The sequence below is a fragment of the Oleiagrimonas sp. MCCC 1A03011 genome (assembly GCF_003267965.1).
In the GTDB taxonomy this organism is placed as follows: Bacteria; Pseudomonadota; Gammaproteobacteria; order Xanthomonadales; family Rhodanobacteraceae; genus Oleiagrimonas; species Oleiagrimonas citrea.
Genome location: NZ_MSPY01000003.1, coordinates 401,351 through 422,250, shown reverse-complemented (window position 1 = coordinate 422,250; position 20,900 = coordinate 401,351). Strand labels below are relative to the sequence as shown.

15 protein-coding genes are annotated in these 20,900 nt (G+C 64.0%); all 15 read right to left on the bottom strand.

Annotation, left to right across the window (positions count from 1 at the left end; all coding sequences use genetic code 11):
* Positions 1–256: 256 nt before the first annotated feature.
* From BTJ49_RS08480 to BTJ49_RS08410, 15 genes are read right to left on the bottom strand one after another with little or no spacing between them, the layout of a single operon-like run.
* The gene (locus tag BTJ49_RS08480; RefSeq protein WP_146742308.1) at positions 257–1,363 is read right to left on the bottom strand and encodes a hypothetical protein; all 1,107 of its coding nucleotides are present in this window, start codon (positions 1,361–1,363) and stop codon (positions 257–259) included.
* Complete coding sequence (locus BTJ49_RS08475) at positions 1,353–2,504, bottom strand: GNAT family protein (protein WP_113064933.1); 1,152 nt, start codon at positions 2,502–2,504, stop codon at positions 1,353–1,355. The genes BTJ49_RS08480 and BTJ49_RS08475 overlap by 11 nt, the downstream gene beginning before the upstream one ends.
* Complete coding sequence (gene tssA / locus BTJ49_RS08470; RefSeq protein ID WP_113064932.1) at positions 2,497–3,714, bottom strand: type VI secretion system protein TssA; 1,218 nt, start codon at positions 3,712–3,714, stop codon at positions 2,497–2,499. Before tssA ends, BTJ49_RS08475 begins: the two co-directional genes overlap by 8 nt.
* A gap of 25 nt (positions 3,715–3,739) precedes the next feature.
* Positions 3,740–7,693 carry a type VI secretion system protein gene (locus BTJ49_RS08465; RefSeq protein ID WP_113064931.1) on the bottom strand — a complete coding sequence of 1,318 codons (3,954 nt, stop codon included), beginning with the start codon at positions 7,691–7,693 and terminating at the stop codon, positions 3,740–3,742.
* On the bottom strand, positions 7,690–8,466 hold the full coding sequence (locus BTJ49_RS08460) for a DotU family type IV/VI secretion system protein (protein ID WP_168184699.1): 777 nt from the start codon (positions 8,464–8,466) through the stop codon (positions 7,690–7,692). Before BTJ49_RS08460 ends, BTJ49_RS08465 begins: the two co-directional genes overlap by 4 nt.
* Before the next feature lie 9 nt (positions 8,467–8,475).
* Entirely contained in the window at positions 8,476–9,894 is a 1,419-nt protein-coding gene (gene tssK / locus BTJ49_RS08455) for a type VI secretion system baseplate subunit TssK (protein ID WP_113064929.1), read from the bottom strand.
* 9 nt (positions 9,895–9,903) lie between these two features.
* Positions 9,904–10,377 carry a hypothetical protein gene (locus BTJ49_RS08450; protein ID WP_113064928.1) on the bottom strand — a complete coding sequence of 158 codons (474 nt, stop codon included), beginning with the start codon at positions 10,375–10,377 and terminating at the stop codon, positions 9,904–9,906.
* Positions 10,377–10,775 carry a DUF4150 domain-containing protein gene (locus BTJ49_RS08445; RefSeq protein ID WP_113064927.1) on the bottom strand — a complete coding sequence of 133 codons (399 nt, stop codon included), beginning with the start codon at positions 10,773–10,775 and terminating at the stop codon, positions 10,377–10,379. The genes BTJ49_RS08450 and BTJ49_RS08445 overlap by 1 nt, the downstream gene beginning before the upstream one ends.
* 7 nt (positions 10,776–10,782) lie before the next feature.
* Positions 10,783–11,337, bottom strand: coding sequence for a DUF3540 domain-containing protein (locus BTJ49_RS08440; protein ID WP_168184698.1), 555 nt, complete (start codon positions 11,335–11,337; stop codon positions 10,783–10,785).
* Positions 11,337–12,404 (bottom strand): pentapeptide repeat-containing protein, encoded by a 1,068-nt coding sequence (locus BTJ49_RS08435; protein WP_113064925.1) that lies wholly within the window; start codon positions 12,402–12,404, stop codon positions 11,337–11,339. The genes BTJ49_RS08440 and BTJ49_RS08435 overlap by 1 nt, the downstream gene beginning before the upstream one ends.
* Positions 12,401–14,992, bottom strand: coding sequence for a DUF2169 domain-containing protein (locus BTJ49_RS08430; RefSeq protein WP_113064924.1), 2,592 nt, complete (start codon positions 14,990–14,992; stop codon positions 12,401–12,403). The genes BTJ49_RS08435 and BTJ49_RS08430 overlap by 4 nt, the downstream gene beginning before the upstream one ends.
* 7 nt (positions 14,993–14,999) lie before the next feature.
* Positions 15,000–17,585, bottom strand: a complete 2,586-nt coding sequence (locus tag BTJ49_RS08425) for a contractile injection system protein, VgrG/Pvc8 family (protein WP_113064923.1) — start codon at positions 17,583–17,585, stop codon at positions 15,000–15,002.
* Complete coding sequence (gene tssG, locus BTJ49_RS08420; RefSeq protein WP_113064922.1) at positions 17,582–18,706, bottom strand: type VI secretion system baseplate subunit TssG; 1,125 nt, start codon at positions 18,704–18,706, stop codon at positions 17,582–17,584. Before tssG ends, BTJ49_RS08425 begins: the two co-directional genes overlap by 4 nt.
* Entirely contained in the window at positions 18,670–20,490 is a 1,821-nt protein-coding gene (tssF, locus tag BTJ49_RS08415; protein ID WP_113064921.1) for a type VI secretion system baseplate subunit TssF, read from the bottom strand. The genes tssG and tssF overlap by 37 nt, the downstream gene beginning before the upstream one ends.
* Complete coding sequence (locus tag BTJ49_RS08410) at positions 20,487–20,879, bottom strand: hypothetical protein (RefSeq protein ID WP_113064920.1); 393 nt, start codon at positions 20,877–20,879, stop codon at positions 20,487–20,489. Before BTJ49_RS08410 ends, tssF begins: the two co-directional genes overlap by 4 nt.
* Between the last annotated feature and the right edge of the window lie 21 nt (positions 20,880–20,900).

Here is a 20,900-nt window from a genome sequence, read left to right as displayed (position 1 = left end):
CAGCATAGCGGCGGCATTTCGTCCAAACAGGCGACTGCAACGCCACATGGAACGACCTACTCTGTTAAATTCCTCATAACCAGGATCAGAACATGGTCGATTCAGTTCGAGCTTGATCCGCCAGCGCCTGGAACCCAGGTAAAGCACGCCTTAGACGCATTACCTCCCGCCTGTCATCGAGTGTCAGTTTGTCCTCAAGAGGCATCCTAATCCCGAAACGAAGTGCGTCCGCAGGAGGTGATCCACTTGCGGCTTTTCAGAACTTGTAGCCGGATGAGGAAACGCGACGCACTGGACTGAGCGGACGATCGATTTTCTTCATCCTATGCAGGCTCCGCCCCCTTCGGTCGAGTCGTTCCGTATCCGACTTCGGCTTGGTATTGAATGTGATGCTCGGCTTGGAACTGGTGCTCTGCTTATGGAGCAATTTCATCGCACCGGATACGCTGCCTTTCGACTGGCTCAGAAGAGTCTTGTGGGTATCCGGCACCAACTCGTCGAGGCCGCGAGCCAGCAACGATTTCGCCGCATGCATCTTGTCCGTTTCGCGAATCACCTGAAGCCGATCGGTGAAACTATCGAACTTGGGACCGTTGGTCTTTCCCGAGACCTGACCGATGTCTGTGAACTGCGAAAAAATCGGTTTCTTCGAGGAGAGCACCTGCGATTTGACGGTCTGCAGCTCCTCTTTCGGTGATTGCATCAACTGGATCGTTGCCAGTCTGGACATGATGGCCGTGTCATGGGGGCCTCGATCCTCGTCATCGAGCGTCGTCTTGACGATGGACTGCCGGCGCATGTCGCGACGGCCATGCTCCTTGGTCATCGCGCCCTTGGTGCCCCCGATGACTTCGTGCTTCACGCCGGGGGTATGCGCGGAAATCGGCTCGGACGTATCCGATTCATCCCCGTACTGGGTCAGAGTCTCCGACCCGGTCTTCCAGACCAATGCGGATTGCTGGCTGCGCTGATTGAAAACCGTCTCGGCCTCGTCACGCGTCATGTGCTTGCGCTGATCGCGTTGCAACTGGGTGCGCACGTTCTCGTCCGCGCTGTTGCCCCATTGCTGATTGAACCCCGTGGACGACGTGATGCGGATATCGCTGCTCTTGGGGCTGGTGGTGCTGAGGAATGTCGGACGCTGTTTGTCGAGGAGTCCGAGCTGCGTCGAGTCCATGTGCCAGAGACCGGACTCGTTGACGGTCTGCTTCAGATCCAGGCTTTTGAAGTTGAATGGTTTCGATTTCGGCTTCGGGTTGAGCTTTCGTCGTTTTCTGGGCGGCTCCAGGCTTCTCATTTTGGAGATGGTCGATGGTGATGAACTGATCTCGCTGAATTTTCGCTTGCGTGAACTACTGAACATGGCAATCCACTCCGAGCATCTCGCTCAGCGAACCGCCTGCGGGCATGACAACGCCGCGACGGAACGCATGACGGCAGTGTGATAGGGCTTCGTTTCCGGCAGCCAGACTGAGCACCTGAGTCGTCGCGTCGATCTTCTGCAGAAACGACCAGGCTTCCTCGTCGAACACGCCATCGGCTTCCGGCCAGCGCACGAGATGTTCCGGTGCGGCGCCGGCGCGCAAGATCGGTATACCGGTGTGCACGAATCCGATCTTGGCCAGAGCGCGCAGCGAGGGATGATTGTGCGCGTACACCTTGGCGTAGCATGCGCGCATGCCCCACTCTGTCCGGGCGTGTTCTAGAAGTAACTGAGCGGCCCGAGGGCCGTGACCGGCGCCACGAAAGTCACGACCGATCCAATAATAGAAAAGCCCAAGGTCACCGCTGAAAATCAGACTCACGCAGCCCATGAATCCCCAGTGGCGATGCCATATGCCGAATAGCGCCTGGTCGCCCTCCTGATGGATTTCATCGAGCCAGTCGTGCCAGTCGTCGTCATCGACGAAATCGGGCAGACAACACAGGTCGATCATGCTCGGGTCCGCGTAGTGCCAGCGGAAGTCGTCGACGTGGTGGTGCTCTAGCGGCTGCAGACTCAGCGTGTCGTCGTCGATGACGATATCGCGCCCTGCCCGACGGCTGGCCTGGAACCAGGCATGCAGGCCATCGGAGAGGAGCACCGCTTGCCGATGTCGTGGCGTCTGCAGGAGAACCCGCCGTAGAAGGTCGACGGTCGATGCAATGTCTCCCATGCGCCAGCATGCTTCGGCGACTCGGCAGAGTGCATCGGGGGAGAGTTCTCCGAACGCGTCCATCGCGAAGCCCAGGTGAGCGACCAGCGGCCAGTCATCGCATGCGCATGCATGCGCGAACAGATGCCCTCGCAGGTCGGCATGCCATTTCGCCTCGAGCAACTCCGGCATGTCGTGCAGCTGTTCGCGCAGCGCAACGAGACGAGCACCGCGTTGTTCGGGGACCGGCGGCCGCGCCGATACGTGAGGCAGGAAATGCGCCACCTGCCCCGGTGCGCGAAACGCCCCCTCGTCAGGGCCGGTGTCGACGGGATGAATCGAGCGCTCCGCGAGGCAGATGTCAGCCATCGCTGCCCTCTCCTTCCTCGTCGACCGCCTCGGTGCCGGCCAGGCCCATCAGCTCGAAAATACTGACTTGCCCGCCGGCCTTCAGGAACAGCTCGTGGTACAGGCTGGCCGCGTCGAGGCGGCCCCAATCAATGGCTCGCTGCAGAAGATACGGCACCGGACTGTGCGGCTCAATCTGCATCAAGTACTCGGCGATGCCAGCCAGTTCTCGATAGGCCTGTTCGCGGTTGCCGGTCGTCCGTCGTGCACCGGTGGCGGGATGGCTGTCGTCTGCCTTCTCGGCGCGTACAACCGAAGTCTCGGCCTCGGCTTCATCCATGTTCGCGATCGGCGTAGCCTCGGGTTCTTCCAGCGGTTCGTGACGACGGGACAGTTCTCCGCGCAACAGCGATTGCATGCGAGCCAGCAGCCCGTCCATCTTGTGCAAAGTCGGTGCGTCGTCGTGCATGAACTCGCGTAAGGCGGCATCCAGCGCGGCGATCGCCTCGCGTGCACCGGCGATCTCGGCATGGCGACTGCGCAGCAGCGTGGGCGACACCTGGGCCAGCAGCGCCTGCAGGTCTTCCAGCGAAGCGACCTCTTCGGCTTCCTCGGGCAAGGAGCCGTTGGCGGCACGAATACGCTCATGGTGATGCGCGAGTTCCCAGCCCGACCAGCTGGCGACGTGTTCGTCGATCTGCACGAGCGGCACCAGTGACAGCGTGGCCAGCAGCTTGTCGTTGACCCAGCGCACGATGTTGGCGCGCGGTTCCTGGTCGCCGTCCAGAGGATGCGGGTGAAGGTCGTCCCACCAGCGGATACAGACTTCGCGCATCAGGTCGATGCATGGCGCGAGGGCGGCGAATCCGCGTTGATGGATTTCGGCTTCCAGAAGCCAGGCGGTCAGTCGTAGATCCTTGCTGCGTGTGCACAGTGCATCGACGATGCGCTTCGACACGCTCGGCCAGTTGGCATGCTTGAGCTCCACCGCCCACGGCCCCATGGGCAAGGTCGGATCATCGCTGCGCCGCGCCTCCTCGATCGCACGCATTGTGGGGGTACCGCGCAGATTCTGTCCGGCCGGATGCGAACCATCGATGGTATCAAGAAGACGTGCGGCGTCCTCGCCGAGGTGCCGCACGAAATAATCGCAAACCCGGGCATCATGAGCGGGTGAAGCAACTGCGTCCGATGTCGAGGGCGATGGCGTGGCATGTGCGGGCTGATTCATGGTCGGATCCTCATCGCTGAACGGCTCACCAGAGAACCGGCGCGTTCTGCGGAAACACGGGTAGATCGAGCGAGGTGGGTTTCTTGGTCTTCGGGTCCTGGGCGCTGAGGTCCAGGGTCAGGTAGAACGTGGCACGCTGCGGCGACGTGGTGGATGCCGAAGCGGACGATTTGCCGGTGCTGTCCCGATGGATCATGGGCACGTTGAACTGCAGCCATTGCCGTCCCGGATTCATGCTGTCCGTAGTCACACTACTGGCGTGATGCAGATCGAGTAGATGCAGCAGCGCCCAGGGACCGCTGGCGCTGAACAAGGCGTCGTCGCCGCTGACCTGGAGATCGCGCTGGCTCGCGTCCGGCAACGGCATGAAGCGTGAACCCGTTGCCCACTGCAGCGACAGTGTGAGCGATTGCCCGTAGTTCCATGGAAGCGTGCTGTCGCCATTCGGCCACGTCGCCGCGCTGCCATCCGAGCTCAGATTCCAGGCGATCAACTGGTCGCTGTACGGCGATTTCTGTGGCATGGCCCGGAAACCGACTCCCAGATCGAGCGGCTTCGGCTGCGGTTTGGCCAGCAGGTTGCCCGCGAGGAAGGACTCCACGGCATCAAGCTTTGCGACGAAGTCGCGCATCTTCGCGGCCTTGTCGCCCTGAGCTGTCTTCAGCCAGGTCTCCAGCTCCGGTTTCTCGCTGTCGTAGTAGACGAAGAACGCGCGGACATTGCTCAGTGAGACATCGTGCGTACCCGCTGCGCCGAATGGATAGCGTCCGGCGATCTGACTGTTGAACAGCATGGCGATACGGTAGTAATGCAGATCCATGCTGGACTGCCCGTGTCCAGTGCAGGCCATGCTCGCGACCTTCTCCATCGCCTCGCGGCGTTTGGAGAACAGGTCGTTGCCGAGCGTCGAACCCTTGTAGGCGGCCAGCGTGGCGGCGCAGTTGTCGTAGGTCATCGGCTGCAACTGCTTGACGAAGAAATCATCGAGCTTGGCCGTCTGACCTGCCGGATCGGAAAACTGCACCGCGCTGTTGAGCGCATCGATAGTGTTGCCCCAGAACGCATCGGTCTGGTCGTTCTTGCGTTGGCTGTCGTTGGTGCCGGTGGAGTTCTTCAGCAACGTCACGAACGGAGCGGCATAGCCGGCCAGTACCTGCACGCGCTCCAGCTGACGACTCAGATAGGATTGCACCACGGCCGGCGGGCCGAGATCGAACACGCTGTTGCTGCTGTCGTCGGCGGACTGGACCGGCGGATCGTAGAGCTGGCTGGCGACGGCCAGACCCGACACGTCGGCCAGACGATCCGAAGCGTAGTTGCGCATGCACTGGCCGATGCGATTCGCCAGCGGCGTCAGCTGCAACTGTCGAAGCTGCTGCTGTGCCTGCAGGATCGGTCCCAGTGCCGTGGACAGATGATTACTCTCGGCGGCGAGTTCCCGATCCAGTTGCGAGGTCGCGTCCAGTCCCGCCGCATCTTGCGTATCCGGTGCGCCGAGCTGGTTCTGTGCGATATCGCTCTCGGCCACCGCATCCAGTTGGGTCAGTGCCAGACGCTGATAGAGCGGTGTGTCGTCGCTTCCGCTCTGCCCGCTCGGCGGCAGCTGTGCAGCGATGAAATTCTGGTAGTCGCGCAATTGCGTCAGCACTTCGGTGAAGGTGCCCGACTTCCAGCCGCTGACCGAGCCGTCGCAACTGAAGGGTTGCAGTGTTTTGACTTGCGCAAACCCCAGTGTGGCGAGTGCCTTCAATCCTGTTGCCTCACGCTGGAACCCCGGGCTGATGCCCTGCAGCTGCTCGGTGGCCGCATCGACCACGAACAGGGAACCGTAGGGTGCGAGATGTGCCTGACGCAGACTGTCCACGGCAGGCTGGTAGCACGACTTTTCGTTCAGATAGCTCAGCGCATTGCGCAGGGAGTCATCGTAGTGATGAATGCCGATCAGCTGTTCGATACCGGGCGTGATGGCGCGCCGGGTGCGTTCGCACGGGTTGTCGTAGGCGGTCGACGTCAGCCATGAACTGTTGATCCAGTCCAGCCAGTCGTTGAAGTTGCGCAGCGGGTCCAGGATCGGTGCGCGTGTCGCCTGCAGCCTGCCGAGCAAGCGCGGTCCGGAATCGACGTCATCGAGCAGGTCGTCGCGTACTTGCCGCACCATCGAATCGATGCGCTTCGTGTAGCTGTCGCGCTGCTGCGACGAAAGATGCGGCGCATTGCCGTAGGTGGTTTCGGCCAGGGCCGTCGTCAACGCACTCCGCGGACGCATCGCCACGGCCGGCAAGGGTTTTCCGTATACGTACAGAGCCAGTGCCGACAATTCCTGCAACTCTGCCTTGCGCCGGCTCCGCAAGCCGGGTTCGGACAGTCGGGCCAGGCGGTCGAGATTGGTTTCCAGCGTCGACAGCGCGTTGAGCATCTGCGTCAGCTGTCCGCGCTCGGCATCGAAGTCCTGCCCCGGCGTGCTGTTCCCGTTCTTCGTGGTCAGGGTGGTGCGCGACAGTTCCAGCATGCGCTGCCGGAGCTGGCATGCGAGCGCCGGAAAGACTACGGACCCCAGCGTCTTCGAGGACACTTCCCGTGCCACGCCGTCACTCACGCGATCATCGACCCAGGACAACGGGATCGCCACACGCCCGATATGCGTGTCCAGCTGTGCCACCTGGGCAATCAATCCGTATACATGATCGCGGCCCAGGCACCCCTCATGCTGCGCCTTGGCGCTGAGATGGATGTCGACCAGCGCACTGCGCAAAGCGTCGACCTGCGCATGGAGCCGCCATGTCGACCAGGGCAATGCCGCTGCCAGCAACAGGGCTGCGGCGACCATGCCGACCTGGATGCGACGGATCAGGCGATTGCGGGCAAAGAAGCCACGCTGGGTACGCTGGGCCAGACGCCGTTCGGCGAAGACCTTGTCGCGGAGGAAACCTTCGACGAAAGCGATGTCACGACGCGGGGAGTCGGATTTGACGTTCTCCGCACGGATGGCGCCCGTGAAATAGATGCCGCGGCAGAATGCGCGTGTCTCGTAGCTGTTGGGCTTGAAGACAATGCCCAGATAGCGCTGCAATGCCGACTGCAATCCGCCCATCGCACGCGGGAACAGGAAGAAATCGTCGACGTCGTCGATGTGATCGTGACTGGCGGCGGCATCGAGCACCAGATCGCGCAGTCCGCGCGAGAGCTTGCCGAAGGCTTCTTCGACCCAGGCATCGGGCGTGCCGTTGTCGTTGATGGTGGGACTCGACCAGCCGATCATCTCCGCGCGCAATGCCTCCGGCTGCGCCTTCCAGAACGCATCGAATCCCTGCACGGCATCGCTGTGGCTGACCACGACATAGACCGGAAGCGCAAAGGCGAAGGCTTCCTGCACTTCCTGGATGCGCCGGAACGCGTGTGCGGCGTCCTCCGTCAAGGCCGCATCGTCGCCGCGCAGAAGGCGCTCGGCCGAAACGACCCACACGATGCCGTCCAGCGCGCGGTCCGGGCGCAGGCTGTCGATGTCTTCGAGCAGGCTGTTCCAGCGGGCATCCACCTCGGTATTGCCGGGCGGAAGACTCACGCCGCTTTCCGGGTCGAGCAGCATGCCCTGATCGAGGAAGTGCCAGTGTGCGTAGGGCGTGCAGGACTTCAGGTAGGCTTCTTGGCGGCTATCGCTGCGGGTCTTTCGATGCAGCATCGCTGGTGGAATGGATGCGGCCACACTGCTCTTGCCGTCGCCCGGCAGTCCCATCAGCAGCAGCCACGGGCTGCGATAGCGCCAGTCACGGCGCGCCAGCACATAGCGAACGGCACGCTCGATCACGGCAAAACGCCGCCGCAAGGCATCGAACAGACTTTTCCATCTGCTCTGCTTGGGCTGCGGTGCGACCGAAGGTTTCGGCGGGCGCTTGGCGCGCCGTGCCCGCCACATCAAGACCACGATCAGTGCCAGTGCAACGACCGCGACGACCAAGCTCACGATGAACAACGTGCTCATGGCGCACCACCCAGAGTGTTCACCACCGACCAGGTCAACGTGAGCCAGATGGCCGAGGACACCAGCAGGTAGCCGACGGTGACATAGGCGGCCGCTCGCAGCCACGGCGACAGCGCCGGTCGAATCTGCACGCTCGACTCATCCACTTGCACCGCATAGTCGTAGGCCTGCGGGAAGGCGTGCTCGCGCTGCTTTCCGATGTCGCCCAGACGGGCAAGCTTGTACAGCCGGCTGCGGTAGGCACGCAGGACATTGCGACCTTCCGGACCGCGGTACATGCCCTGGAAACCGAGCTGCAGGGCCAGCAGGAAGACGGCCGCCAGATTCGCTTCCAGCACGGAAGGCGCACGGCATTCCACCAGCGCCTTGGCCAGCGCGAAGAACTGGCGGCCGGCAATGCGGCTGCGTGCGATCGAGTATTCGATGAGATGTTCGGTCCAGTGCGCGGTCCAGTCGTTGGTGCCGGGACGCGACAGATCGAAGATGCAGATCTCGTCGGCCAGCGCCGCCATCACGTAGCGGGTGCGCCGATAGGCATCCATTTCCGCACCCGTGGCGGTGCCGCGAACTTCATGCATCTGCGCATCCATCACGGCCAGCAGCCGCGCGGCGACGCGCTCGGCCATCACGTGCGGATCGATTTCCGCATGCGGCGTATCCGGTTCGAGCAGGCGCGTCAGTTCCTGACTGCGTGCAGCCTGTTTGATCCGCGCGAGTTCCTCGTAGAACGCCGAGAAATGCTCGAGCAGGAAATTCCGGTCGGATCGCCTCATCAACATCGATCAACCGTCTCCACTCGGTGGCGCCGTCGGCATGGCTTCGCGCGTGCGCGGCAGATACAGGAGAATCGACGCTGGCACTTCGTCGCCAGGTTCGCCGAGGATCACGAGTTCGTCATCGTCCACGATCAGACGTCGGGTCTTGCCCTCGTCGAGTTCGATGTTGGCATTGCGGATCTCGAACACGAACGATCCCGGACGCAGATTCAGCGCAGCGATCCTGGTGGCGTCGGCCTCGCGCACGCCGGCACCGGGGAAGCGTCGGCGGAGCAGCGTCTGCAGCATTTCATGCGCGGCGATGCGCGCGTTGCGCAACCAGTTGCCCAGCGCCGGACCGGTCTGGCCGGAACGGGGACGCAGTTCGATGAACAGCGAGTCGGTACGCGTGCCCGCCGGCAAACGGCAACGGAAGCCCGAACGGCCGACCGGCTCGAATTCGAGTACCCGGTAGTCCGCATTGAGCTGGTCGATCTGGGTCGTGATGTAGCGGATGGCCTGCTGGAACGCCGGCATGCAGTCGTTGTGCACGTAACCGGGCAAGGCCGGCGGTTGCGGCGCACTGGGCGTGGCCGCGACAAAGCCGACCAATTGCGCAAGCGCCACGTACAACTCGTACGGATGCGCGACTCCGGACTTCAGCGCCACATCGAAGGCCGGCAAGGCCATCGCCAGGCAACGCGCGGCGTAGACCTGTGCGACGCTGTCCTCGCCGTAGCGCGGCTGTTCGCCGATACGCACCCCGAGCAGTTCGCGGTATTTGGCCCACAATCTGGCCGACAGATTGTCCAGTAGATTGCGCAGCGACACATCGCCCTGGAATGCACTCGCGGCCAGATCGAGCATGGGCGGGTGGAAATCGGTCAGATGCACGCCTCGTGTGTCGCCGCGCAGTCGCAGCAGCGGAAACGAGCAGTAGCTCTTGGGTACGCTGTCGCCGACGTACAGTCCGATGCGCGGACGCAGCCGGTCGACATTGATCTCGTCCTGCACATTGCTTTCATCCGCTTCCAGCGCACCCGGCTCGGTGGTGTAGCGCTGCATGTCGCCGATGTTGCTGGCCGCGCCCCTTCCGCGGACCGGAATCCGCAGGTGCACGGTGACATTCGGCGCGCCGGTCCAGTCGTGTTTGGACAGATCGAGCATCAGCGGCTGCGGGGCATAGTGACCGGGGTAATCGATCACCAGGCCATCGCCCATCACCGCGCGCAAACGCTCGACGACCACCCTGCCCTTGACCAGTTCGGTCATGTCCAGCGCCAACTCCTGGATGCCCCAGAAGTTCGGTTGCACGGCAGCCAGGCGCTGGCGCAGCGTGGCGTGCCAGTAGATATCGTTCTGCTGGAAGTGCTGCGGCGAGAGCAGCATGCCCTCCGTCCAGGAGACGGCCTCGGGAAGCAATTGCGTGGAGTCGGCGGCGGACATGGTTCTACCTCAGGGTTCGCTAACGTGGACGGCCGACGCTTCCAGCCAGATCGTGGGGTGCTTGTATCCGGTCAGGTCGATGCGGCCCTGCCCCGACGGACTCAGGTAACCGGCGAAGGCATAGACGGCGACGGCCTTGCCGTGCCGCTTGGGAAGCTTGACGGCATCGACCATCGAGGCCGGCGTGACCTGCAGGGACACGACGTCGGCGGACGTGCCGAGACCATTGCGCAGGCTGGCCTTCTTCTTGAACCAGTCCGGGGATGTCTTCGGTATCAGCGCCATGGCCGTCTTGTCGTAGACGAACACCAGATCGAGTGCCGTGGCCGAATCGGCATTCGCGTCCGGCACCGCGACCACGCGCATGTCCTTCACCGCCGCGGTCTTGCCGCCCCACGGCACCAGCTTGGACAGGAAACTGCAGCCGGACAGTCCGGTCAGAACCATCAGCGTGAACGTGACGATGGCGATACGGCGGCGCATCAGCTGAACACCAGAACGGAAATCTGCGCCGGCGTCAGCGACGTACCCTCGGCGTTCGGCAGCATGCCGTTCTGGCCGGTCAGGTCGAAGAGGTGCGAACACGGAATGCCTCCCACATACACCGTGAAACTGCCCAGCAGCGTGCGCCCCGGCCCCATGAACATGACCGACTCGATGCCACCCTGCAGGCCGGCTTCGTCGCCCTGCGTCATGCTGCTGATGGTCAGCAGGTTCTCGCCCAGCCCCCCGCCGATGATGATCTCGAACTGCACCGGGATGTCCATGAACGACAGCGAGATATTCGGGAACGGCGTCGGCGTCGGCACGCCCGCGATCGGGACATTGCAGACGTCCGGGAAAGCGAGGCTCATCACGCCGAGGTTGGTGTTCGCGAACATCTTCCGATCACCCCAGACTGACGCGCTCGGCGTCGATCTTGGCATCCTGCCGCGCGGTGATCAGGGCCTGCTCGCTGTCGATGCGCAGCAGTTGCCGTGCAGTAACCAGGAAGTGCTCGACCTGACCGACGTAGTGGCTGGCCGTCTGCACCAGGGACTCGGCCGCGCTGGTAAACACGTTGCGCGCATTGAGCGAAAGCGGACCGCGCGCAGCCGTGATGTCGACTGTGTCGGCGGCGCGCATGGAGATGGTCTTCTCGGCGGTCACGTCCACGTCCGGCTGGCGGATCGACAGACGCTGCGCGCCGGGCACGGCCATCACCACCTCCTCACGTTCCTCGCGATCGAGCACATGCAGCACGTGGTAGCGGCCTTCGGCGGTGCGAACCAGCAGGACTACGTCGCCGGGCTGCGGCGTGATCAGGCAGGACACGGCCTGCCGTGCGCTGCGTCCGTCCTGCATCAACCAGATGCCGCCGTCCAGCGCTTCGCGGACTACGGCCTCGGACCATTCGGGTGCTTGTTGCGCACGAGTGAATCGGCGTCGTTGGGTGGCGAACATCAGTGCATCTCCAGTGAGAGGGATCGGGCTTCGACGGCCAGGCGTTGTGCCGAGGTGCCGCGGAGGCCGGTACATCGGGCATCCTCGAACGACGCATCGGCGAGACGTGCGTCGTGAAGGTTGCCGTGACGAAAATCGGTGTGATCGAAGGCGACGCGCTCGCCGCGGGCATGCTCGAATCGCGCGTAGGTGAGATCGGCGCCGGTGAAATCGATATCCTGCAGACGGCTTTCGTCCCAGTTGCTGGCGGAGAGCTTCGCGCCGTCCAGGCGTACATGGCGCAGCTCCGCGCCCTGGAAGATCACGTTGGGTGCGCACAGATCGCGGGCGTCGACATCCTCGAGCACGGATTCCAGCAGCAACGCGCGGCTCAGATCGGCGCCTTCGGCCCTGCACTGTGCGAGGTGCGCCTTGCGCAGATTCGCCTCGCGCAGAATCGTGCCGCGAAGATCGCTGCCGACGAAGGATGCGCTTTCCAGCAGGCAGCGCTCCAGCGACACCGAACGCAGGTCCATGCCGTCGAAACGGGCCTGCTTCAGCACGCAGGCCTTCGCGTTCAGACCCAGGATGTCCAGGCTGCGGAAATCGACATCCGGCAGCACCGACTGGTCCAGTATCGCGCCTCGGAATGCGGCCTGATCGAGTTCGCATTGGGCGAACACGCTTCGATGCATCGTCGCCGCACTCCAGTCGCTGCGCTGCAGGTCGCTGCGGGTGGCGACGCTGACCGACCACTCCGCCTTCGACCAGGTGCTGGCGGGCAGTGCGCATGCAGTGAAGGCGCTCTGCGTAACCTTCACCTTCGACCAGGAAGAACCGCCCAGCCGGGTCTTCGTGAAGCTGCAGCTTTCCAGGTTCGCCGCCTCGAAGTCGGCGCCTTCGAGATCGCAGTCGATGAAGGTCGCTCGATTCAGCGTCGCACCGCGCAGACGCGCGTTGCGCCAGCGCACCTTGCTCAGCACGAGCCCGTCGATGTGCCGACCGCTTCCGTCGAGTTCGCCCAGGTCGACGTCGTGCAGAGGCTTGCCCATGCGCTGCAGACGGGCGATGTCGTCCCAACTCGTCATCGCGGCAACCTCCGCCCCGGCTCCAGACGCACTTCGTCCAGACAGGCGTGATCGAAGTGCGCCTCGGTGCAATCGGCCTGCATGAAGTTGGCGCCATGTAAATCCGCGTCGCGGAAATCCGCGCGTCGGCACATGGCCTGATAGAAGTCCGCGGCCTCGGCCCGCGCGCTGCCGAGATCGCTGCCCATGAACAGCGAACGGTAGAACAGCGAGCGTTGAAGCGTGGACCCAGCCAGATTGGCGCCACTGAAATCGCACTGCCGGAATTCACCGTCGGTGAGATCGACATCGAGCAGCGTGGCATCGCGCCAGCTGCTGCGGTCGGCATCGACGCGCTGCAGGTCGGCACGACTCCAGTCGGCGCCGCCACCGGCCTGGACCCGGATCAACCGGGCTCCGGACCAGCGACTGTCAGTGAGCAGGCATTCCATCAGCACGCTGCGCTCCAGCGCGGCCTCGCTCCAGTCGCTGGCGTTGAAATCCGAACCCAGCGCGACCGTTCTCTCCCAGTGCGAGTGCTCCCAGCGGCTGCCCTGCCCGCGTGCATGCAGCAGTACACAGTCGCTGAGCCGGGTGCCGCGCAGGTCGGCGCGAACCAGGTTGATGTTGGACGCCGTCCACTGATCCATGTGCGCGCCGCTGAGATCGGCGTCCTGCCAGTCCGATTCGGCGGATTGGGTGCCCTTGAAACTGGCGCTTCGGAACACGGTGCGACGCGCTCTGGTTCGCGCCAGGTTGGCGCCGTCGAACATCGCGCTGGTGCAGTCGGCTGCGTCCAGGCACGCGCCGGTCAACGCCACCTCGCTGAAGTTCGCACCTTCCAGTCGCGCTCCGCTGAGGTCGGAGGATTCCAGCAATGCTCCGCTGAGATCGGCGCCGGACAGAATTGCGCCGCGCAGATTGGCGCCGGCCAGATCGCATCCGCGCAGAGACTCGCCCTCGCGCACGCGCTGCACGATCCATTGTCCGATCGCCGTGGCGGCGGCGGACGTCAGGGGCCGCACCGGCGCCGTGGGTGTAGGCGCGGCCAGACGCGCCTTGCGCTGGAGATCCTCGAGTTGTGCGATAGGCGGCGGCGATGGCTGCGTGTCGCCGATTTCGGACAACATGCCCAGCGCGACATCACCGTGCTGCGCCAGGTCGAGGGCCTCGGCTTCGTTCATCGCGGTGGGCGGTGCGGCTTCCGGCAGTTCGCCGAATTTCGCCAGCGCCTCCTCGCGCCGCGCCTGGGCCTTCTGGCGCGCCTGCTCGGCCGCCTGTTGCGCGCTGTCCAGAAGCGGGCCCAAGTCGAAATCGCCACGCTTCAACGCTGCTGCCGAAGGTGTCTGAATGGAGACCGGATCCTCCTCTTCCTGCGGTGCCTCAGCAGGCGGCAATCCTCCGTGCGCCTCGAATTCGGCGCGCATGTCCGCCTCGCGCGTCTCCCGTGCACGCCGCTTCTTCGCACGCTCCTGTTCCTCTTCGTGCGCGTGCCGGGCCTGTGTGGCGGCATCGAGGTCGGGCGTGAGCTGGGACTCGTTGAATACGTGCCGCGCGAGCGTATCCCGGTTCATGCGCACGGCGAGCGTTTCGCCATAGTGCTGGACGGGGCGCGGTGCGTCGGACTGATGCTCGTAGGCACACATGAGCGCGTCGATGTCGAGCGCCATGGAATCCTGGGTCATCGCCTCGCCGCGGTGAATCGCCACGCCGAGCTCGACTTCCGGAAAGAACCAGACGGTATCGAAGCGCAGCGGCACTTCTTCGACCACATCGGCCGCGGCGCCCTTGCGGTGGAGGAACACACGCGGCCGCATGTCGGGCAAACATCCCTCGATCACCGGACGCTGCGGATGCATGCCTTCGAGCCGATAGCCTTCCCCGCCCTGGAACAAGCTCTCGATACGCTGGTCGAGCGGCGCGGCATTGAAGAATTCGGGATCGGTATCGTCGGCCAGTCCAGGGAATCCCTTGGCATGCCACTGTTTGTCGTAGGTGCCGATCCATTGCCGACGCGGCATCCAGCTCACGTCCAGCGGGCCGAACCCGGCGGGCTCGTAGACACGCCGATGATTGCGCACCGGCTCACCGACGCGCTCCAGATTCGGCATGCTTCCGTGGTTGCGGCCGACCAGCGCGGCGAGTCGTTTGGGAAGGTATCCGCGCCCCTTCGGATTGCCCGGATGCCGATCGCCACCGAACGCGTTCTCCCAACGCAGCGGCATGCTGGTGAAAGGCGCGGGCGGCGTGATCTGCAAAAGTGGCAGCATGCCGTACATCCATTCCCGGTCGCCGATGACGCGCACGGACTTGTCGATCTCGCCCAGCGTCAGCCGCACCGTCATTTCGGTGGTGGCCAACCCATGCGCCGCATGCGCCTGCCCGGTCAGCAACACTTCGCCGCGCTGCTTGGGCATCAATTCATCGAGCGGCCGACCCATCGGAAGCTGATCGATGAGCTTGCGCCATTGCAGGTTGTCGCGCAGCAGGCTTTCCGCGCGCCCGCCCAGCTGGAAGAACTGCAGGGTCGCCGTGAGCAGGCGGTCGCGTCCGCGCCACCGGTACGGGCGGTGCATCAGGCCGAGCGTCATGGGTTTGACTATCTTCATGCGCGCCTCATACGTAGATGTACGTGATCGGGATGGAGATGCTGATCCCGGTGATGTCCACGGCCATGCGGGCCGCGGCCACGTTCAAAGCGATGCCGCCGCCGACGATTTCCACGGACGTGGTATCGCCCTTCACGCCGATGTGGGTCTCCGAGCCAGACACGCCGATCTCGGTGCTGGAGCCGGTGACCGAGATGCCGGTGCTTTCGCCGACGACGTTCAGACGCGTGGACGCACCGACCACGCTGGTATCGACGCTGGAGCCGGTGACGTTGGTCTGAATGTTGCTGCCAGTGACCGAGGTCGTGATGCTCGACCCCGTGACGCGCGTGTCGATCGCGCTGCCGGTCACCGACACGGCTTCCGTCGAGCCGGTCGCCGAAACCGAACTGCTCATGCCGGTCAGCGAGGCGCTGGTGACCATGCCGGTCAACGAGCTCTCGGTGCGCACGCCGGTCACCGACGATTGCAGCGCGACGCCGGTCATCGACATGCCGGTGCTGACTCCGATCGCGGAGGCGCTGGTGGTCACGCCGACGGTTTCGGTCGAGCTGTTCATGCCGGTCGCGGACATGTTGGTCTGCATCGCCGTGGTGGACGTGCCGACCACGATGTTCTGGGTCGACTTGCGCGTCGCCGTGCCCTGCGAAACGTCCTCGCTGTAGCTGTCACCGGTCACGGTCGAGTACGAGGTCGTTTTGCCGACGGTACTCTTGCTCCACACCTCGGCGCCCTCGTGCGTGCTGTAGGTACAACCGAAGGAATCGGACCGGCTCAACAGGCCGTCCTTGCCGTTCTCGGACGTGGAGTAGCTGTAGCTTCCACCCTGCGAATAACTCGTGTCGCGATAGTCGCCGGTGTCGTACTTGGACGTGACGATATTGACCGCCTTGTCCAGGTCGTAGTCCGAATGCAGGCCGAAGCGGATGCTCTGGTTGTCGCCGTAGCTGGTCGAGTAGCTGCTGCCCACGTTCGTGTTCGCGGTCCAGCCGGAAGGCGTGACCACCAGCGAACCGTTGGCCTGCACGATGCTCTGTACCTCGGGCAGCTCGGATTCGTCATTGGCGCGGGAAACCAGCACCATGACGCCGATTTCCGGCACGGTCTGCATGTGCGGCGCCAGTTTCACCCAGACCGGATCGCCAGGCGAACCGGGACTGGAGAACTGCACGTAGACGCCCTTGGTCATCAGATCCGTCGGCGAGGCCTGGGTGTCGCGCAGGCGCGCCGACTCCGGGTCGAAGTTCTGCGGTTCATAGAAACGCCAGTCCTGCGGACGCTGCCCTTCCACATCGACCACGCGGGCGATGATCGCACCCTGCTGGGTATCCTGGACCGAGAACGGACTGAGCAGCCCTTCCGCCTCGGTCGCCTCGAATGTGTTGGTGTAGCTGCCCTGGCTGGACGCCGAATGCTGCACCTGACTGAGCACGAACTGCCGGTTCTCCAGCGTCGGCCGAACCGGACGCGGCGAGGTGCCCTCGTCCATGTCGCCGCGCAGGGTGAAGCGGTGACCGACGCGGAAATGCCAGCACATGCTGCCGCCGTTGAGCTGGCTCGCCGACGACGCCAGGCACGACGCGGTGTTCTTCACGTATTCCTGTGCGCTGTCGTTGCTGAAGCCGTATTCGTAGGTCCGGTACTGGTTGAACGGCAGCTCGCCGGGATCGGCCGGCATCTGCGACGAGAAGGTCTGGTAATCGGCGACCGTGTCCTCCTCGGAGGCGCTTTCCTGGTGCACGAAACCGCCGCTGACGCCGCTGCTGGCCAGCGACTGCTCGTAGCTGTACTGGTAGACCACATCGTTGAAATGACGACCCAGGTCGTCGATCGACGTGTAGGTGTAGCGCAGCGGCCGGTCGCCGAATGCCTGGGGATACACCGCACGGTTCGAGAACACGACCACGTGCCGGTCCCCGTAGTGCTTGAAGTAGTAGAAGATGTGCGCCTTGCTCATCAGGCGCTGCAGGAAGGCGTAGTCGCTCTCGCCCGACTGCAACCAGTCCTGCACGCGGGCCACCGCGAGATTGTTCTGCCCGGAGATGTCCTCCAGCGAATAGTCCAGGTAGTGACGGCGCATCAGCTGCTCGATGGCGTCGTGCACGCTCATCTGCGGATACACGCGGTAGTTGTTGGTCAGCGTCAGCTTCCACAGCGCCGGCTTCATGGTGATCTTGTAGACCGCGGGCTGCGCCATGGAGAACGACGTCACCACACCGTTGAAGACGTTCATGCCCGGCGCACTACCCTGCTTCACCGCCTGCACGAATCGCGCGGCGGCATCGGGTCGGTCGCTCTTGATCGCATCGTTGATGCCGACCGTGATGGGTCGACCCATCAGCGCACTGAAGTCCAGTTCCAGCGGCGCGGACGGATTCGTGTTGCCGCGCAGCTCCAACTGGTACTCGAAGGGCTGGGAGATGCTCTCCTGCCCCTTGAAGTCGATCAGCCGGAAAGTTTCGTCCCCCAGCCAGCGATTGCCCGGCATGGCGATGGCGCAATGCAGCCACAGCAGCGGCGAATCCGGTTCGCCGGCATGGCCGACCGTATCGACATGGGTCACACCGACCTTGTGCTCGCTGCGCGGACTCATGCGGCCACCGCCCTGTCGCTGTCGGCGCGCACCAGGAACTGCACTTTGCGCGAGGCGCGTGGTGTTCCACGCAACCAGGCCGTTTGACCCAGACGCAGGCCGTGGCTTTCGGCGCGTCCGCGCGGCAGACGCAGTATCGCCTCAGGCAAGTGCATGTCGTGCAGCGAGACCGTAACCAGGACGTCGACACGACGATCGAAAAGATAGTGCAGCATGGCCACCAGCGAACCGTGATTGCGTCCGAAGGTGTCACTGCGCTGATCCAGGCCTTTCGGTGCACGGTCGGCAAGCAAGGCGCACAGCGCCCGGTAGTCGAGCGGACCGATATCCATGCCCACACGCGCATGCTGGACCCATACTCGACGCCCCAGCGGCGCCGGATCGGCAAGACGACGGTGTCCGAGCCGCGTACGGTCGCGGGTTTCGATGTCGCGCCACCCGCCCAGCAGCGAACGCACCCGAACCGGAGCGCCGAGGTACAGCGTCAGCACGCGGGCCGCCGTGGCCGCGCTGCGCCGTCCGCTCGAAAGCAGACCGGCCAGCGCCAGCAGCGAACGCCGCGGCAGGGGCACTCGCTGGTCCAGAATGCGGGCGGCAGCGCCATCGAATGCGACCAGTCCCATGAGGGCGCCGACCGCCGCCGCATAGCGTGTGCGCTCCGGACGCAGCGCATCGAAAGCGGGCACGCTGGCCGCTTTCAGTTCGTAGCGCAGCGTGCTGATGCGGTGGTTGAAGATATCGAGAAACTCCGCCATGCCGGCGTCGCGCTCGTTGAGTCGTTCACGTACCCATTCGGTGAAACTGTCGGGCATCGGACCGAGCATGCCGAGCACGGTGAAATTGGAGACGAACAGTTCCTTGCGGCGTTTCTCGCCGATCATGCGCCGCGGTATGCGCATGCGACCCGCCGAAATCTCGCTGCCCGGGAATGCCGATGACAATTCGCCTCGGAACCGAAGATTCGGATGCACGCGCGAAGCGCCCTGCTCGCGCGTGGCTGCATCGCTGTCCGCATCGGGCCACGACGCCAGTCGTACCCATTGGAAGAAGTCGAAACTCGCCGGCCGCGCCTGCAGGCGCGCGGCTAGAGGTTCGCCTGTGCGCCAGTCAGTGGAGGCCATATCTTCAGTTCCCCTCGATGGGTGGTCGATTCCAGAATCAGTTCAACGACGGTGTTGACCTCCGCGTAGAGCGCCATGAAGTGCCGCAGCACGGATGCGAAGAGCGCGGCGCTGGCGCCCTCGAAATGCCCCAAATCGACCTGTAGGCGGATCTGCAGGCAATCGGTGAAACCGCGCACGGTTGCCCCCTTCGGCATGGCGCGTTGCACCCGTCGGGTCTGCAGCCCGCGCATGCCGTCGATCTGGCGATGGCCGTCGACGCTGGCCGAGCCCACATGCAAGCGCAGCAGGTTCTTGAGCGCCTCGGGGCCGTTGTCGCTGTCGACCAGCGACAGATGGTTCAGACACAACTGGGAAACCAGCGCCCACGGCCGATCGCCGATCATCTGCGGCGGCTGGTTCGGCGTCGGCTTGCTGGCCACAGTCAGCGAAGACACCGCGCCCGCGCCCTCCAGGTACAGCAGTTTTCCGGCGCGCAAGCGCGACGGCAGTCTGCGGTTGGTGCACACCGCGGTGCCGCCGATCATTTCCTCCGCCGGGTGCGCCGGCGCGAAGTCGGGATCGAGGAACGAGATGTAGGTCTCCGTGCCGTGCACGGCGCCGGTCTGGTTGATGCCGCGCCGCGAGGCATAGAAATAATCCTGACTTTCCAGATTCGCCGCCTCGTCCATCGAGAAGTACGGCGCAATCGGCCGAGGACTCTTGCCGGGCAGGATCGACACCAGCTCGCGTAGCGAGTAGATCTCGCAGAAGCGATGATGCTGCTCGTCGCCGATCAGCCGGTATTCGTATTTCTGCTGGTCCAGCACGAACGGTTCGAGGCGTTGTGGAAACAGATTGACCAGCGGCAAGCAGTTCAGGCGAAGCAGTGAAGCGTCCATCGCCGCCTTCATAGGCGGTAGATCGAGCAGGAACAGCAGTTCGAATTCCTTGTCGCCGCCGCTCAGGTCGAGCCCGTCGACCTCGAAGAACATGAACTTCTGCGGAAACGCGAAGTACTCCTGCACCAGCCGATAGCCCGGATGCGTCAACGGGTGGGCGTCGAGCACAGCCTGGTCCTCGTCGAAACCGCACCAGCGCAGATGTTCGGGTTCGATGTAGCGCAGCTCTTCCTGCCCCGGAATACGGACGGCCATGCGCACCAGATGCAGCGCCAGCGCATCGTAGAGACGGTACGCATGCTTGTTCTCGGCATGGATGCAGAAACGCAGGAATGGCGGTTTCAGTGCCTGCAGACTGTCCTTGCCGAAGGCGCGCACCTTCGCCCGGAGCACCGAAGCCGTGCGCGTGTCGGAAGGATCGAGCGCGAAGGCATTGGTCGCGACCGTGCCCAGCTGCGTGACCTTGAGTGGCCACAGCGGAGTATGAAAGCAGGTGCGGAACCGGCAGCGAATCTGCTGGCCATCCTCGGAGGTCGCCGTCGCAGACACCAGCCGCCCCCGCTCCAGCGCTGCGCCGTGCACGAAATTCGCACCATCGGCACGTACGTCGATCTCGCCGAGCAGCATGGCCGGCAAGGGTGCCTCGAGATGCGGATACAGGATGCCGAGCAAGGCGTTCGGCAACACGGCTTGATCCGCTTCGAGCTGATAGCGCAGACGTCCGGTCAACCAGGCAAAGGACTGCATCAGCATCTCGACATGCGGGTCGCCGCTGCGTCCGTTGCTGAGCTGAAGGTTCTGGGCGATGGCCGGGAACGAACGGCCGAACTCGTCCGCCTCGTCGCGCAGCGAAGCCAGCTCGCTCTCGAACCACATTTTCAGGCGCGGCGTGTCCAGATTCATCGACGCTGCTCCGCCCGGGGCACGGCAAAGCGGAACTCGCGTGCCGTGCTCTCGCCAGGCAGCCGACCGTGGATCTTCAACGCCGCCGTCAACGAGTCGCGATCGCCTTCGACCCACTCCAACCGGGGTTCCAGCAAACGCGGTTCGTAATGGGCGATCGCACGCATCAGCCAGCGACCGTAACGCTCGCGGTCGCTGCTTCCGATGCCGAATTCGACGATGCTGGGCATGCCGAAGTCATCGATGCGGATGTCGCCGGAAGCGACGCTCGGGCGGCACTGCACCAGACGCTGGATCTGCTCCGCCACCGCCGCAGCGAGCTCGAACGGCGGCGCCTTGCCCATGCCGGGTTCATCCCGGTTGACCAGCTTTTCGAGCAGAAACTGCATCGCGGACTTCCCTTCGCCGGC

What these genes read in the sequence shown, in the direction of transcription:
- BTJ49_RS08480 (WP_146742308.1), bottom strand. Translation starts at nt 1,363, where the DNA reads ATGTTCAGTAGTTCACGCAAGCGAAAATTCAGCGAGATCAGTTCATCA.
- BTJ49_RS08475 (WP_113064933.1), bottom strand. Translation starts at nt 2,504, where the DNA reads ATGGCTGACATCTGCCTCGCGGAGCGCTCGATTCATCCCGTCGACACC.
- tssA (WP_113064932.1), bottom strand. Translation starts at nt 3,714, where the DNA reads ATGAATCAGCCCGCACATGCCACGCCATCGCCCTCGACATCGGACGCA.
- BTJ49_RS08465 (WP_113064931.1), bottom strand. Translation starts at nt 7,693, where the DNA reads ATGAGCACGTTGTTCATCGTGAGCTTGGTCGTCGCGGTCGTTGCACTG.
- BTJ49_RS08460 (WP_168184699.1), bottom strand. Translation starts at nt 8,466, where the DNA reads ATGAGGCGATCCGACCGGAATTTCCTGCTCGAGCATTTCTCGGCGTTC.
- tssK (WP_113064929.1), bottom strand. Translation starts at nt 9,894, where the DNA reads ATGTCCGCCGCCGACTCCACGCAATTGCTTCCCGAGGCCGTCTCCTGG.
- BTJ49_RS08450 (WP_113064928.1), bottom strand. Translation starts at nt 10,377, where the DNA reads ATGCGCCGCCGTATCGCCATCGTCACGTTCACGCTGATGGTTCTGACC.
- BTJ49_RS08445 (WP_113064927.1), bottom strand. Translation starts at nt 10,775, where the DNA reads ATGTTCGCGAACACCAACCTCGGCGTGATGAGCCTCGCTTTCCCGGAC.
- BTJ49_RS08440 (WP_168184698.1), bottom strand. Translation starts at nt 11,337, where the DNA reads ATGTTCGCCACCCAACGACGCCGATTCACTCGTGCGCAACAAGCACCC.
- BTJ49_RS08435 (WP_113064925.1), bottom strand. Translation starts at nt 12,404, where the DNA reads ATGACGAGTTGGGACGACATCGCCCGTCTGCAGCGCATGGGCAAGCCT.
- BTJ49_RS08430 (WP_113064924.1), bottom strand. Translation starts at nt 14,992, where the DNA reads ATGAAGATAGTCAAACCCATGACGCTCGGCCTGATGCACCGCCCGTAC.
- BTJ49_RS08425 (WP_113064923.1), bottom strand. Translation starts at nt 17,585, where the DNA reads ATGAGTCCGCGCAGCGAGCACAAGGTCGGTGTGACCCATGTCGATACG.
- tssG (WP_113064922.1), bottom strand. Translation starts at nt 18,706, where the DNA reads ATGGCCTCCACTGACTGGCGCACAGGCGAACCTCTAGCCGCGCGCCTG.
- tssF (WP_113064921.1), bottom strand. Translation starts at nt 20,490, where the DNA reads ATGAATCTGGACACGCCGCGCCTGAAAATGTGGTTCGAGAGCGAGCTG.
- BTJ49_RS08410 (WP_113064920.1), bottom strand. Translation starts at nt 20,879, where the DNA reads ATGCAGTTTCTGCTCGAAAAGCTGGTCAACCGGGATGAACCCGGCATG.